We start from the raw sequence: 15189 nt of genomic DNA, 5'->3' as shown, positions 1-15189 counted from the left end.
GACACCATGTCGGAAAAAAGAGTTCAGCCTTTGGCGCGTGATGCAATGGCCTATGTCCTCGCGGGCGGCAGAGGCAGCCGCCTGAAGGAACTGACGGATCGCCGAGCAAAACCCGCCGTTTATTTTGGCGGCAAGGCGCGCATCATCGATTTTGCGCTCTCCAACGCGCTTAATTCCGGCATTCGCCGCATCGGCGTCGCCACGCAATACAAGGCGCACTCCCTCATTCGGCACCTGCAGCGCGGCTGGGACTTCTTCCGCCCCGAACGTAACGAAAGCTTCGACATCCTGCCCGCCTCCCAGCGCGTTTCCGAAACGCAATGGTATGAGGGTACGGCAGACGCGGTTTACCAGAACATCGACATTATCGAGCCCTATGGGCCGGAATACATGGTCATCCTCGCCGGCGACCATATCTATAAAATGGACTACGAATACATGCTGCAGCAGCATGTCGATTCCGGTGCGGATGTGACGATCGGCTGCCTTGAAGTGCCGCGTATGGAAGCAACCGGCTTCGGCGTCATGCATGTGAATGAAAAAGACGAGATCATCGATTTCATTGAAAAGCCCGCCGATCCGCCCGGCATTCCCGGCAATGAGGGTTTTGCGCTCGCCTCCATGGGCATCTACGTCTTCCACACGAAATTCCTGATGGAAGCGCTGCGCCGCGACGCCGCAGACCCCACCTCCAGCCGCGATTTCGGCAAGGACATCATTCCCTATATCGTGAAACACGGCAAAGCCGTTGCCCATCGCTTCGCAGACTCCTGCGTGCGTTCGGATTTCGAGCATGGCCCCTACTGGCGGGACGTCGGCACCATCGACGCCTACTGGCAGGCCAATATCGACCTGACGGATGTGGTGCCTGACCTCGATATCTACGACAAATCCTGGCCGATCTGGACCTATGCGGAAATCACACCGCCGGCAAAATTCGTGCATGACGACGAGAACCGCCGTGGCTCGGCCGTGTCTTCGGTCGTTTCCGGTGACTGCATCATTTCGGGTGCGTCGCTCAACCGCAGCCTTCTGTTCACAGGCGTGCGCGCCAATTCATACTCCCGCCTTGAGAATGCCGTAGTACTGCCGAGTGTGAAGATCGGGCGTCATGCCCAGCTCAGCAATGTCGTCATCGACCATGGCGTGGTCATTCCGGAAGGACTGATTGTAGGAGAAGACCCAGAACTGGATGCCAAACGTTTCCGCCGTACCGAAAACGGCATCTGCCTTATCACCCAATCGATGATCGACAAGCTGGACCTGTAGCGCCGATGAATGTCCTTTCGGTTTCATCCGAAATCTACCCCCTGATCAAGACCGGAGGGCTCGCCGATGTTGCCGGCGCGCTCCCCATCGCGCTCGAAGCCTATGGCGTAAAGACGCGCACGCTGATACCCGGGTATCCGGCGGTGAAAGCTGCCGTGACGAACGCGGTGAAATGTTACGAATTCACCGACCTGCTGGGCGAAAAGGCCGATCTGCTCGAAGGCCGGCACGAGGGACTGGATCTCCTTATCCTCGATTCGCCCGCTTATTACGAGCGCTCCGGCGGGCCCTATCTCGACCAGACGGGCAAGGATTATCCCGACAACTGGAAGCGCTTTGCGGCGCTTTCGCTGGCGGCGGCCCGCATTGCAGCCGGCGAATTTCCCGACTGGCGGCCGGATCTCCTGCACGCTCATGACTGGCAGGCTGCCATGGCGCCAGTCTACATGCGTTATGCCGAAACGCCTGAAATTCCGAGCCTGCTCACCATTCACAACATTGCCTTCCAGGGGCAGTTCGGCGCCAACATCTTCAGCAAGCTTGGGCTACCAGCCCATGCTTTCGGCATGGAGGGCGTGGAATATTATAACGATGTGAGTTTCCTCAAGGGCGGGCTGCAGACGGCGACGGCGCTCTCCACCGTCAGTCCCTCCTATGCCGAGGAAATCCTCACCCCGCAATTCGGCATGGGCCTGCACGGCGTTATCGGCAGCCGAGCCCATGTGCTGCACGGCATCGTCAACGGCATCGACACGGACGTCTGGAACCCGGCAACGGATCATCTGATTCATGACAATTATTCCGCCGCCAATCTCAGAAACCGGGCCCTGAACAAGAAGTCTGTCGCCGAACATTTTCGCATCGACGACGATGACAGCCCGCTGTTCTGCGTCATCTCACGCCTCACCTGGCAGAAGGGCATCGACCTCATGGCCGAAGCCGTGGACGAGATCGTTGCTCTCGGCGGCCGTCTGGTGGTGCTGGGCGCGGGCGATGTGGCGCTGGAAGGTGCGCTCCTAGCGGCAGCATCCCGCCACCATGGCCGCGTCGGCGTTGCCATCGGTTACAACGAACCCCTGTCACATCTCATGCAGGCGGGCTGCGACGCGATCATCATCCCCTCGCGCTTCGAACCCTGCGGCCTCACCCAGCTTTATGCGTTGCGTTACGGCTGCATTCCGGTCGTCGCCCGCACCGGCGGCCTTGCAGACACGGTGATCGACGCCAACCATGCCGCCATCGCCAACAAGTCGGCGACCGGTGTGCAATTTTCCCCCGTCACGCTTGATGGTCTCAAACAGGCGATCCGCCGGACCATCCGTTATTATCACGACCCGAAACTATGGACACAAATGCAGAAACTCGGGATGAAATCCGATGTTTCCTGGGAAAAGAGCGCCGGCCTTTACGCCGCGCTTTACAGCCAGCTTATTTCGAAAGGCCATTGAACCAATGATCAAGACTGTTCAGACGAAGCCCTATCAGGACCAGAAGCCGGGCACTTCAGGCCTGCGCAAGAAGGTGCCCGTCTTCGCCCAGGAAAATTACGCCGAGAACTTCATCCAGTCGATCTTCGACGCGCTTGAGGGCTTTGAAGGCCAGACGCTGGTGATCGGCGGCGATGGCCGTTACTACAACCGCGAAGTCATCCAGAAGGCAATCAAGATGGCCGCCGCTGCCGGCTTTGGCAAGGTTCTGGTCGGTCAGGGCGGCATTCTTTCCACGCCGGCCGCATCCAACATCATCCGCAAATACAAGGCCTTCGGCGGTATCGTGCTCTCCGCTAGCCACAATCCCGGCGGCCCCACCGAAGATTTCGGCATCAAATACAATATCGGCAATGGCGGTCCCGCCCCGGAAAAGATCACCGACGCGATCTACGCCCGTTCCAAGGTCATCGACAGCTACAAAATTTCAGACGCCGCCGATATCGACCTCGACAAGGTGGGCAGCTTCAAGGTGGACGATCTGACGGTCGAGGTGATCGATCCGGTCGCCGATTATGCCGCCCTGATGGAAGAGCTGTTCGATTTCGATGCCATCCGTGCCCTCATCGCCGGCGGCTTCAAGGTCGTGGTCGATTCCATGAGCGCCGTCACAGGCCCTTATGCCGTTGAGATCATCGAAAAGCGGCTTGGCGCTCCGAAGGGCTCGGTCCGCAATGCTACACCGCTGCCGGACTTCGGCGGCCATCACCCCGACCCTAATCTTGTCCACGCCAAGGAGCTTTATGACGATGTCATGAGCCCGGAAGGCCCCGATTTCGGCGCTGCTTCCGATGGCGACGGCGACCGCAACATGGTCGTCGGCAAGGGCATGTTCGTCACGCCATCAGACAGCCTGGCGATCATCGCCGCCAATGCCAGACTGGCGCCCGGTTACGCGGCAGGCATTTCCGGCATCGCCCGTTCCATGCCGACAAGTGCGGCAGCTGACCGTGTCGCCGAAAAGCTCGGCCTTGGCATGTACGAGACTCCAACCGGCTGGAAGTTCTTCGGCAACCTCATGGATGCCGGCAGGGTGACGATCTGCGGCGAAGAAAGCTTCGGCACAGGCTCCAATCATGTACGCGAGAAAGATGGTCTCTGGGCCGTGCTCTACTGGCTGAACATCGTCGCCGCCCGCAAGGAAAGCGTGAAGGACATCGTCACCAAGCACTGGGCCGAATATGGCCGCAATTATTACTCCCGCCACGACTATGAGGAAGTGGATTCGGACGCCGCCAACACGCTGGTGGCGACCCTGCGCGAAAAGCTCGCGACGCTTCCTGGCACCAGCTACGGCAATCTGAAGGTCGCCGCGGCAGATGATTTTGCCTATCACGATCCGGTCGATCAGTCCGTCAGCAAGAACCAGGGTATCCGCATCCTGTTCGAAGGCGGTTCGCGCATCGTGCTGCGCCTTTCCGGCACCGGTACGGCGGGCGCCACACTTCGTCTCTATGTCGAGCGTTACGAGCCGGACGCGGCGCGTCACGGCATCGAAACGCAGGAAGCGCTCGCCGACCTGATTGCCGTTGCCGATACGATCGCCGGCATCAAGGCCCATACGGGACGAAGCACGCCCAGCGTTATCACGTAAGCTGGCTGCGGCGCTGCTTTCTCCTGAGAGAGCCGGGCACAATACGATGAGTTCACAAAGCAACTCGTTGGAGTGACACGTCCGCCGCCCTGCTCGGCGTCATCCTCGGGCTTGCTCGAGGATGACGGAGGAGGGTTTCCAACCCTCCTATTCTGCCGATACCTTTCAGAAGAGATATTATCTAGCGGAGACAGATAATGCAGACACCTTCCGTTTTCCCCAAAGGCGCGCTGCAGACGGAAAACGGAACGGAATTCACGGTCTATTCCCGGCACGCCTCCCAGATCGATCTTTGTCTTTTCGATACGGCCGGGGAAAAAGAGATGGCGCGCCTGCCAATGGTGCGCGGCGAAGGCGACATTCACGGATTGATCGTCTCCGACGCTGGCCCGGGTACGCGTTACGGCTTTCGCGCTCACGGTATTTATTCGCCCGAACATGGCCTGTGGTTCGATCCCGCAAAGTTGCTGCTCGACCCCTATGCCACCGAGATAGACCGTCCCTTCCGGCATGATCCAGCCCTTTTTGCCTTTGGTCAGGAAACGGGCCACATCGTGCCCAAGGCGATTCTTGCCAGCCATGAGCCGCTCAAGCGCCAACCCCCGCTTTTCACCGAAGGTGGGCTGATTTACGAACTTTCCGTGAAGTCCTTTTCACAGCTGCATCCCGAGGTGCCGGAAGACATCCGGGGCACCGTCGCCGCGCTCGCCCATCCCGCCATCCTCGCCCACCTGAAAAAAATCGGCGTCGACGCGGTGGAGCTGATGCCGATTACCGCGTGGATCGACGAGCGTCACCTGCCGCCTCTCGGCCTTTCCAATGCCTGGGGTTATAATCCCGTCGGCTTCATGGCGCTTGATCCTCGACTCTGTCCCGGTGGCGTGCGCGGACTGCGCGAGACGGTTGCAGCGCTGCATGCGCAGGGCATCGGTGTCATTCTCGATCTGGTCTTCAACCACACGGGTGAAAGCGATATCGAAGGATCGGTTCTATCGCTGCGCGGGCTCGACAATCTCACCGCCTTTCGTCACCCGCCGGGCAAACCGGGGGTTCTGGTCAACGATACCGGCACCGGCAACACGGTCGCCTGCGACCATCCCTATATCCGGCAGCTTATTATCGATTCTCTCAGGCATTTCGTTCTGAGTGCCGGCGTGGACGGTTTCCGCTTTGATCTGGCCCCAGTGCTCGGACGAACGGCCAATGGCTTCGAAATGGCAAGCGAAACGCTCTCGGCCATGCATTCGGACCCGGCGCTTTATGACCGCCTGCTAATCGCCGAACCGTGGGATATCGGCCCCGGCGGTTACCAGCTCGGCAATTTTCCGGAAAGCTTCCTCGAATGGAACGATCGCGCCCGCGATGACATGCGCCGGTTCTGGCGCGGGGACACCGGCACGACCGGGGCGCTGGCCGATGCGCTTTCCGGTTCCTCGCCGATCTTTTCCCGCCATGGCCGCCAGAACACCCGCAGCGTCAATTTTCTCGCAGCCCATGACGGTTTCACCCTGTACGATCTCGTCAGCCACGAACATAAGCACAATGAGAAAAACGGCGAGAGCAATCGCGACGGCCACAATGACAACCATTCCTGGAACAATGGCTTTGAGGGGCTGACAGACGATCCCGCCATTGGAGCAGCCCGGATTGCAGATGTGAAGGCGCTGCTTTCCACGCTTTTCGTCTCTCGCGGCGCCCTGATGCTCACGGCGGGCGATGAGGGCGGCCGCAGCCAGCAAGGCAACAACAACGCCTATTGCCAGGACAATGAGATAAGCTGGGTCGACTGGTCATCGCTTTCCCGCGAATTGATCGACCATACGGCCTTTCTCGCTTCATTGCGCAAACGTTTCGACGTGTTTTCGGGGACAGGCTTCTTCTCAGGCTATGGCGATGTGACATGGCTCGCCCCCGCCGGCGAGCCGATGACGACGGCAGACTGGGAAAGGCCAATTGCGCAGGCCTTTGCCATGGTGCTTTCCACCCTCGACCGGGAAACTGGTGCCGACGCTGAACTTGCCGTGCTGATAAACCGCAGCCGTGAGATAGTGCCTTTCACCCTGCCGGGCGATGGCTGGTCCGCCATCGGCACGGATTTCGGTAACCCCGCCTTCCTTCCAGCCCGTTCGGTGGTGTTTTATCTGCGCGGTTGATCCCGTCGCGTCACGAGCCGTATAAGTCGCGGGAGACAATGCGGACGAGGTAACATGACAAAAGAAATTGCGCTGGCCGAGATGAAAAACCACGTTGGCACAGAAATGGGCGTTTCCGACTGGATCACGGTCGACCAGACAATGATCGACAGCTTCGCAAAAGCAACACTGGATGACCAGTTCATCCACACAGATCCGGAACGCGCCAAAGCGGAAAGTCCCTTTGGCGGCACCATTGCACATGGGTTCCTGACGCTGTCTCTGCTTTCGGCCCTGAATTACGACGCCCTGCCGCGCATCCGCGAGCAGACCATGGGCATCAATTACGGCTTTGACGCCATTCGTTTCGTCGCTCCGGTCAAAAGCGGTGCTCGCGTGCGCGGCCGTTTCACCCTGGCGGAGACGCGCTTTCGCGGAGCCTCCATGCTGATGACCACCTACGATGTGACGGTGGAAATCGAAAACGAGAAAAAGCCGGCGCTAACCGCGCGCTGGACCACCATCAGCCAGTTCAATCCGGAGGACAGGCCGGAGGACGCCTGAAACCCACGAGGGAGAGACCGCATGCATGACGAAGCCGTGAGGAATGCGTTTCTCGTTCAGGCAAGAGCCTGCGACAGCCTCGGCTCTCCCTTCACTGCACGGCTTTGCCGCGCCATGGCAACAAGGCTCGACCGCCAGACAGAGGTCGGCGAGCGAATTTTGTCCTGGTCCGGCGATGTCGGCCCATCCGGAGATTCCGTACCGCTACGGCTGGCCGGCGCCCTGCATGCGCTTGCCATAGAGGAAAAGATCGCGCCGCTCGCCGATATTCCGCCGGAAAACGAAGAAGCGCTCTGGCAGGCATGTGCAAACGCCCTGCGTTTTCATTCCGCCTTCATCCTCGGAAGGTTGCAATCACCGCCGCAGACCAACGAGGTTCGCCGTTCTGCCGTTCTGCTGCCTGGCTTTCTTTCGATTGCGAAAATGACGGGCAAGCCGCTGGTGCTTTCCGAAGTCGGGGCCAGCGCTGGCCTCAACCTGCAATTTGACCGTTACCGATATCGCCTCGGCGATCTCGTCTGGGGTGAACAATCCGATGTTTTCCTGTCACCGGAGTGGCGCGGCGACACCCCCGCCCATGAGCGGATCGACGTTATCGAGCGCGCCGGCTGCGATATCAACCCACTCGATCCGTCATCCGCGGAAGATCGTCTGCGGCTGATGTCCTATGTCTGGGCCGACCAGACGGACAGGCTGGAACGAACGGCCGCCGCCCTGCGCATAGCGATGGAACACGCTCTGCATGTCGAGAAGGCCGACGCTGTCGACTGGCTGCAACGCCGCCTTGCCACGCAATATCCGGGCGCTGCCCATGTCATCTATCATTCCGTCGCCTGGCAATATCTGCCCGATGACCTGAAACAGGCCGGCGAGACTGTGATTGCCGAGGCCGGCACCCGCGCCACGCCGGACGCCCCGCTTGCCCGGCTGCAAATGGAAGCGGATGCGACGCCCGGCGGTGCTGCAATTATGCTTCAAATCTGGCCGGGCGGCGAAAAGCAGGAAATCGGCCGCGCCGATTTCCATGGGCGATGGGTGGAATGGCGGGGTTGGACAGAGAGTTAAACCGCCACGTCCTCAGCCGCCTCCTGCAGCAGCCCGCCGACATAGGTCGCGAAGGAGCGCCAGCACTCCACCCGGAATGTGTCATCCGCCGTGCGCAGCAGGACCACTTCCGCCTTGCCGAAAATAGTGCGTGAGCAGCCACCTACCGGGAACCTCGCAAGAGAAAGGTCCTGCGGGCAGCCGGCATTGAGAGCTGCTTCCGCGCCAGCGCCGGAAACGATGATGGCGGTGTTGCGGTGGGAAATATCAGTTGCCGAAAACAGGCCGGAAACGCCGGCAAGCGCCACCATGAGATCGCTTTCGCCCTGATCGATCAGCAGCCATTCATCCGGGCCGAGCCACAGAGCGGATCGCAGACCAGAGGTGACCGAGCTTTTCGGGCTGGTCGGCAGGGCAAGACCGAGCGCTTCGGACAGCGCCGGCACGGCGCTCTCGCGTGCCCGCAGCGACAACCGCGAGGCAGAAGCCGCAGGCTTCAGCGATACGAAGGGCGAACCGCCGTGAAAATCCTCAAGCACGGATTTGCGTTTTGCGTGCAGCATATCAGCCATTGAGACGGGCTCCTTCCTTGTCGAGGAAGACCATGTCGGTCACTTCGACGGCAATGGTTTTATCAGCAAGCGGAATATAGAGCGTTTCGCCCATGCGCGCCCTGCCATCCGCCACCAAGGCGAAAGCAATGGAATGGCCGAGATTTTCCGACCAATAGGCCGAGGTCACATGGCCGAGCATGGTCATTGGCTTTGGCTGGTTCGGATCGGCAACGATCTGACCGCCCTCGTCCGGAACGGTCAGCCGGTCCTTCGTCTTCAGGCCAACAAGCTGTTTGCGGCCGGAGCGCGTTAGATCGGGGCGTTTCAGACCGCGAATGCCGACGAAATCCGTTTTCTTTTTGGAGACAGCCCAGGCAAGCCCGGCATCATCGGGCGTCACGGTGCCATCCGTATCCTGCCCGACGATGATATAGCCCTTTTCGGCACGCAGGATATGCATTGTCTCGGTACCATAGAGGCAGCCGCCGACGGCTTCCGCCCTCTCCCGGATTGCAGACCAGACGGCTGCGCCGTAATCGGCAGGCACATTGATTTCGAAACCGAGTTCGCCGGTGAAGGAGACGCGGAAAAGCCGCGTCGGCACGCCGCAGAACTTGCCTTCCGCCACCGCCATATGCGGAAAGGCCTCCGGCGAAAGGTCGATACCCTCGACGAAAGGCGCGATAACCTCGCGCGCCTTCGGCCCCTGCACGGCAATCACGGCCCATTGTTCGGTTGCCGATGTCAGCCAGACATTGAGATCGGGGAATTCGGTCTGGAGATAGTCCTCCATGTGCTGGAGAACGCGCGGCGCGCCGCCCGTCGTCGTCGTCACGTGGAAACGGTCTTCGGCCAGGCGCCCAACAACGCCGTCATCGTAAACGAAGCCGTCTTCGCGGGTCATGATGCCATAACGGCAGCGGCCGGGTTTCAACGTATCCCAGGCATTGGTGTAGATGAGGTTCAGGAACTTCGCCGCATCCGGGCCAACCACCTCGATTTTGCCGAGGGTGGAGGCATCAAACATGCCGACGCTATCACGAACCGTCTTGCATTCACGGTTGATCGCTTCATGCATGTCCTCGCCCGCCCGCGGGAAGAACCAGGCACGCTTCCAGTTGCCGACATCCTCGAATACCGCGCCAGCCGCCAGCTCTTCGTCGTGCATCGGCGTCTTGCGCGCGGGATCGAACAGCGTGCCGCGTGAATGGTTGATGAGCGTGCCGAAAGTAACCGGCGTATAGGGCTGGCGGAAGGTGGTGAGGCCGACCTTGGGCAAATCCCGGCCGAGCGCTTCCGATGCAATGGCAAGGCCATGCATGTTCGACATCTTGCCCTGGTCGGACGCCATGCCATTGGTGGTGAAGCGCTTGATATGCTCGACCGAATGCATGCCCTCGCGCACGGCAAGGCGAATATCCTTGGCGCAGACATCGTGCTGGAAATCGATGAAAGCCTTGACGCCGGTGCCCTCGCCTGCACCCTCCGCCGCACCAATCATGCCGCCTGTCCAGGCCCGGGCGTTTTCACCGGAAAACGCCACCGCGCCGCCACCCGCAGCCGCGGCCTCGGCGATCAGCGCCGAAAGATCATCCGTGCCATTGCAGGCGCCGATGGAGACGCAGTTCTGCACATGGATGTCAGGCAGGAAACGCTGGTTAGCCGCGTCAAACTTCAGCTTGCCGCGAGATTGCGAGAACAGATGCACTGAAGGCGTCCAGCCGGCGGAGACAACAAGCGCGTCGATGGCGATCTTGCGCTTGTTCGACCCGCCATTGCGGCCGACCGTCATGGAAGATACGCGCAGGCGGCCGGCGGTATTGTAAACGCTGTGACCCGCCAGCACCTCGATGCCGAGTGCCCGGGCCTCGTCCAGCAGACGCTGGTCCGGATTTTCGCGGCAATCGACGATGGCGGCGATCTTCACCCCGGCCTTCTTCAGATCGAAGGCGGTCTCATAGGCGGAATCATGAGCGGTGTAGACACCGACATTGTGGCCCACGGCGACGCCGTAGTGGTTCAAATAGGTGCGGGCGGCCGAAGCCAGCATGATGCCAGGCCGGTCATTGTTGGCGAAGACCATGTGGCGCTCGATCGCACCGGCCGCCAGCACGACCTTTTTGGCGCGGACCTGCCAAAGGCGCTCGCGCGGCTGATGTTTAGCCGGCGTCGCGAGATGATCGGTGACGCGTTCGGCGAGCGCGACAAAATTGTGGTTGTAATAACCAAAGGCGGTCGTGCGCGTCAGAACCCGCACATTGGGCAGGGACTTCAGCTCGGCAAAAACCTTCTGCGCCCATTCATAACCGGCGAGACCGTCGATGACCGCGCCGGCATCGAAACGCAGGGCTCCGCCGACGTCCGCATTCTCATCCACCAGAATGACGCTGGCGCCAGTTTTCGCGGCAGAAAGCGCAGCTGTGAGACCGGCGACACCAGCGCCGGCCACCAGCACGTCGCAATGGGCATAACGGCCGGAATAATGATCCGCATCCGGCTCGCTCGGCGCCTTGCCGAGACCGGCGGCGCGGCGGATCAGCGGTTCGTAAATCTTGTGCCAGGCGGCCTTCGGCCACATGAACGTCTTGTAGTAGAAACCGGCCGCGAACATCGGCGACAGAAGATCGTTGATGGCGCTCAGATCGAAGGACAGTGACGGGAAACGGTTCTGCGAGGCGATAATCGCGCCGTCGAAGACTTCCTGCACCGTAGCGCGCACGTTGGGCTGCTTGCGCAGGCTGTCGCGCGACACGTCGATCAGCGCATTCGGTTCCTCCGGCCCGGCCGACAGGAAACCACGCGGACGGTGATATTTGAACGAGCGGCCGATCAGATGCACGCCATTGGCCAGAAGGGCTGACGCGACGGTGTCGCCCTCCAGCGCCGGATAGATCTTGCCGTCAAAGGTAAAGCGCGCGGTTCTCGCCGGCGTGAGACGGCCTGCGCCCTTGATACGATAATCGCCGCTCATTGCCCGGCTCCCTTTTCTGCCGAAAGGACCGTTTCAATATCGGGTTTCGGTTCACCCGCCTTGTAGGTCATCAGGAATCTGTCGCTCACCGAATCGCGGGCGGCGTTGAAAAAGCGGCCGCAGCCGTGAATGTGACGCCAGCGCTCGAAAACGAGGCCCTTGTCGTTGTCGCGGATGAAGAAATACTCCGCAAAGGCCTCGTCGGAGATATCGGCGATGTTTTCCGGCCGGGCGATATGGGCTTCGCCCGCCCAGCGGAATTCCAGTTCGGAACGGTCTTCCCCGCAATAGGGGCAATGGATCAGAAGCATCGTCGCTCCACCTAGAGAGAATTTTCCGGAAGGATCGTTCCGGCGGGTTGGTCACACAGCCGCTTCCCCATGGCTACAAAAGGGGAAAGCCGCTTTAAAAGCTGCTCAAAATTATCGAAGGGACGCAACGCCGAGGCCCGGCCCATATTGACGATGGCGACCGCCATCATGTCGGTGTCGATCGCGAAGGGATAATCCTGCTCGCCATCCTCATTCTCTCCGACAAAATAAACCATCTTGTCTGCGAGGCTGGGAGCACACAAAAGCAGGCCCTTTTCCGCCGTGAAGGGCCAGTCTTTCTCACCCTGCATCTTCGCAATCTTCTGGCTGCGAAAATCCTCGGCCCCGGGAATAACGCTACCGGCGGGCACGGCCTCGGCCGCGCCTGATATATTGATCGCAAGCATGGCCGCCGCCAGCATCAATGCGCCACCGCGGCAGCGGCAGCCTCATCAATCAGTCGGCCGGTGCGGAACCGGTCAAGCGTCAGCCCGGCCGCCAGGCGATGCGGTTCACCGCGGGCGATGAGATGCGCGAAGAGATTGGCGGAGCCCGGCGTCGCCTTGAAGCCGCCGGTGCCCCAGCCGCAATTAACGAAAAGGTTTCGCACCGGCGTCACGCTTTGGATGGCGGAACGATCAGGTGTGTTATCGGTGATGCCGCCCCACTGGCGCATCATCTTCACCCGCCGAAAGATCGGAAACAGCTCGCAGATGGCGTCGAGCGTGTGAGTGATGATCTGCAGACCACCGGTCTGGGAGTAGGAATTATACTGGTCGGTGCCAGCGCCGATGACCAGCTCGCCCTTGTCCGACTGCGAAATATAGGCATGCACCGTGTTGGACATGACGACGCAGGGGAAAATCGGCTTCAGCGGCTCCGACACCAGCGCCTGCAGCGGGTTCGAATGCAAGGGAACGCGCACGTCCGCCATCTTCATGATGACGGAGGAATGACCGGCGGCCGATACGCCGATCTTCTTTGCGCCGATGAAGCCTCGATTGGTCTCGACACCCGTCACCGCGCCATCAGGCCCGCGGCGAATGCCAGTCACCTTGCAGTTCTGGATGATATGCACGCCGCGGTCGGAGGCCGCGCGCGCATAACCCCAGGCCACGGCATCGTGGCGTGCCGTGCCGCCGCGACGTTGCAGGGCTGCGCCATTGATCGGGTAACGCGCATTGCCGGATATGTCGAGCGGCGGACAGTACGCCTTTGCCTGCTCCGGCGTCAGCCACTCATTGTCGATGCCATAAAGACGGTTGGCATTGATATGACGGCTGAAGGACTGCCGGTCATGGATATTGTGCGACAGCATCATCACGCCGCGCGCCGAATACATGACGTTATAATTGAGATCCTGGCTCAAGCCCTCCCATAGCTTCAGGGAATGCTCGTAAATATCCATGCTCTCTTCATAGAGATAGTTGGAGCGGATGATGGTGGTGTTGCGGCCGGTATTGCCACCGCCGAGCCAGCCTTTTTCCAGGACTGCGACATTGGTAATGCCATGTTCCTTGGCAAGATAATATGCCGCGCCGAGACCGTGGCCGCCCCCGCCAATGATGATGACATCATAGTCCTTGCGCGGCTCGGGTGAGGCCCATTGCGCATCCCAGCCCTTATGACCCCTAAGCGCCTCACGCGCCACGGCAAAAACGGAATATTTGCGCATTCGCAATCTGCTCCTCGAGAACCGGCCAGAGGCCTGGAACATAGCCCCGGCCCGTATCATACACATGGCAAATCGGGATGGGAGGCAATATCCATTTTGCGACGCGGCAATGGTTTTGTTTCGACATGGCCGAAAGATTGCGGGACGGCGCGCATTTTGTGGCTGAATATGCGCTACCGGCTGGACTTGCTGCAAATGATCTGTTATTGCACGTCACCAATCGCCCGGCTCAACAGCCGGATGAACCACTTTTTGTTTGCGTGCGAATGCCTTTATTCACACAGCAAGATAACCAAACTAAAGGAACGGGTTTAACGTGCAGGTACTAGTCCGCGACAATAACGTTGATCAGGCGCTCCGCGCCCTGAAGAAAAAGATGCAGCGCGAAGGCATTTTCCGTGAAATGAAGATGCGTGATTATTACGAAAAGCCCTCCCAGAAGCGCGCTCGCGAAAAGGCTGAAGCCGTTCGCCGCGTTCGCAAGCTGGCACGCAAGCGTGCACAGCGCGAAGGTCTGGTTGCTGGCCCCCGCGCAGGCCGTTAATAGGCCGTCTTTTGGACGTTTTTGAATGCTTGTTGGGCGGGGGCGATCAATTCGCCGCCGCTCTTTGTGTTTGTGGCCGGAGAACGCTCTTGAAAACGACCGTGAGACCGGCCTGCGAGGGAACCCACACCGAATGATCGCTGTCGACACCTGTGTTGTGAAAAACGCCGATGCCTCCACGCGCCGGTTGCCATTAAAAAACAACAGAGGGTTCCGCGCTTCTCTGGTCGTCTGCGCCGTGCTTGCCGGTCTTTCCGGCTGCGCGACATCCAACCAGACGGAAGATGTGTTCCGGATCGACCGCGCACAGGGCTCGCAGGAAAACATCGCCTCGCTCACCTCGGTCATCAACGCCAATCCGCAGGATCCTGAAGGTTACAACGTCCGCGGCTCGGCCTACGGCCGCGCCGGCGATTCGCGCCGTGCCATCGAAGATTTCAACAAGGCGCTGCAGCTCAACCCGCGCTTTTACCAGGCCTATGCCAACCGCGCGCTGGTTTACCGCAATAGCGGCCAGCAGCAGCAGGCCCTTCAGGACTACAACGCCGCCCTGCAGATCAATCCGAGCTACGATGTGGCGCTGATCGGTCGCGGCAATCTTTACCGGCAGTCCGGACGCGTCAACGAAGCCTTCAACGATTTCTCCCGCGCCATCGAGCTGGAAACCACCGACGGTCGCGCATGGCACAATCGCGGCCTGATCTACCAGCTGCGTAACCAGCATGCCCAGGCCATCGAGGACTTCTCCAAGGCAATCTCGTTGTCATCGACGTCACCGGAGCCCTATAACGGTCGCGGCCTTTCCTACGTCGCGCTCAATGACGACGAAAACGCCTTCGCGGATTTCAACCACGCCATTTCGCTTGACGGGAATGTGGCGGAATCCTGGGCCAACCAGGCGCTGGTCTATGAGCGACGCGGTGAGATGGCCAAGGCGGCCAAGTCCTATGCGCATGCGGCGCGACTCGATCCCAAATACAAGCCCGCACTGGATGGTGTTGCCCGCACGCGCGGCGCCGCTGGCGCCTCCTAAGGCGTCCGGAA

General features: G+C 60.3%; 13 protein-coding genes. 8 read left to right on the top strand and 5 right to left on the bottom strand.

Annotated elements, in window-relative coordinates; genetic code table 11:
* Window positions 1-6: 6 nt before the first annotated feature.
* From glgC to EYD00_RS19650, 6 genes are all read left to right on the top strand, one after another.
* Complete coding sequence (gene glgC / locus EYD00_RS19675) at window positions 7-1269, top strand: glucose-1-phosphate adenylyltransferase (protein ID WP_004437759.1); 1263 nt, start codon at window positions 7-9, stop codon at window positions 1267-1269.
* 5 nt (window positions 1270-1274) lie between these two features.
* Window positions 1275-2717 (top strand): glycogen synthase GlgA, encoded by a 1443-nt coding sequence (gene glgA / locus EYD00_RS19670; protein WP_034500217.1) that lies wholly within the window; start codon window positions 1275-1277, stop codon window positions 2715-2717.
* A 4-nt stretch (window positions 2718-2721) separates the two neighbouring features.
* A complete protein-coding gene (locus EYD00_RS19665; RefSeq protein WP_022563440.1) occupies window positions 2722-4350 on the top strand; it encodes an alpha-D-glucose phosphate-specific phosphoglucomutase in 1629 nt (542 codons plus the stop codon).
* 197 nt (window positions 4351-4547) lie between these two features.
* Window positions 4548-6503 carry a glycogen debranching protein GlgX gene (gene glgX, locus EYD00_RS19660; RefSeq protein ID WP_022563439.1) on the top strand — a complete coding sequence of 652 codons (1956 nt, stop codon included), beginning with the start codon at window positions 4548-4550 and terminating at the stop codon, window positions 6501-6503.
* Between the two features lie 54 nt (window positions 6504-6557).
* Window positions 6558-7046, top strand: a complete 489-nt coding sequence (locus EYD00_RS19655; RefSeq protein ID WP_004437750.1) for a MaoC family dehydratase — start codon at window positions 6558-6560, stop codon at window positions 7044-7046.
* A 21-nt stretch (window positions 7047-7067) separates the two neighbouring features.
* A complete protein-coding gene (locus EYD00_RS19650; RefSeq protein WP_022563438.1) occupies window positions 7068-8111 on the top strand; it encodes a DUF2332 domain-containing protein in 1044 nt (347 codons plus the stop codon).
* Here EYD00_RS19650 and EYD00_RS19645 read toward each other — a convergent pair.
* Genes EYD00_RS19645 through EYD00_RS19625 form a run of 5 tightly spaced genes read right to left on the bottom strand, consistent with a single transcriptional unit; the run spans window position 8108 to window position 13601 of the window.
* A complete protein-coding gene (locus EYD00_RS19645) occupies window positions 8108-8662 on the bottom strand; it encodes a sarcosine oxidase subunit gamma (RefSeq protein ID WP_022563437.1) in 555 nt (184 codons plus the stop codon). The two genes, EYD00_RS19650 and EYD00_RS19645, sit on opposite strands and share 4 nt — an antisense overlap.
* A complete protein-coding gene (locus EYD00_RS19640) occupies window positions 8655-11615 on the bottom strand; it encodes a sarcosine oxidase subunit alpha (protein ID WP_022563436.1) in 2961 nt (986 codons plus the stop codon). Before EYD00_RS19640 ends, EYD00_RS19645 begins: the two co-directional genes overlap by 8 nt.
* The gene (locus EYD00_RS19635; protein ID WP_004437737.1) at window positions 11612-11926 is read right to left on the bottom strand and encodes a sarcosine oxidase subunit delta; all 315 of its coding nucleotides are present in this window, start codon (window positions 11924-11926) and stop codon (window positions 11612-11614) included. The genes EYD00_RS19640 and EYD00_RS19635 overlap by 4 nt, the downstream gene beginning before the upstream one ends.
* 11 nt (window positions 11927-11937) lie before the next feature.
* Window positions 11938-12348 carry a hypothetical protein gene (locus EYD00_RS19630; protein WP_004437734.1) on the bottom strand — a complete coding sequence of 137 codons (411 nt, stop codon included), beginning with the start codon at window positions 12346-12348 and terminating at the stop codon, window positions 11938-11940.
* Complete coding sequence (locus EYD00_RS19625) at window positions 12348-13601, bottom strand: sarcosine oxidase subunit beta family protein (RefSeq protein ID WP_022563435.1); 1254 nt, start codon at window positions 13599-13601, stop codon at window positions 12348-12350. Before EYD00_RS19625 ends, EYD00_RS19630 begins: the two co-directional genes overlap by 1 nt.
* A 316-nt stretch (window positions 13602-13917) precedes the next feature.
* On the opposite strand from EYD00_RS19625, the gene rpsU reads away from it, so the two are divergent.
* Together rpsU and EYD00_RS19610 are read left to right on the top strand one after the other, a co-directional pair.
* Entirely contained in the window at window positions 13918-14145 is a 228-nt protein-coding gene (gene rpsU, locus EYD00_RS19615; protein ID WP_003508541.1) for a 30S ribosomal protein S21, read from the top strand.
* A gap of 133 nt (window positions 14146-14278) precedes the next feature.
* Window positions 14279-15178: a tetratricopeptide repeat protein gene (locus tag EYD00_RS19610; protein WP_006698105.1), complete on the top strand. Its 900-nt coding sequence runs from the start codon at window positions 14279-14281 to the stop codon at window positions 15176-15178.
* Window positions 15179-15189 lie beyond the last annotated feature (11 nt).

Source organism: Agrobacterium sp. 33MFTa1.1 (assembly GCF_004328495.1).
GTDB lineage: Bacteria > Pseudomonadota > Alphaproteobacteria > Rhizobiales > Rhizobiaceae > Agrobacterium > Agrobacterium pusense.
Note: the sequence above shows the minus strand (reverse complement) of the source record. Positions and strands in the feature narration are given on the sequence as shown.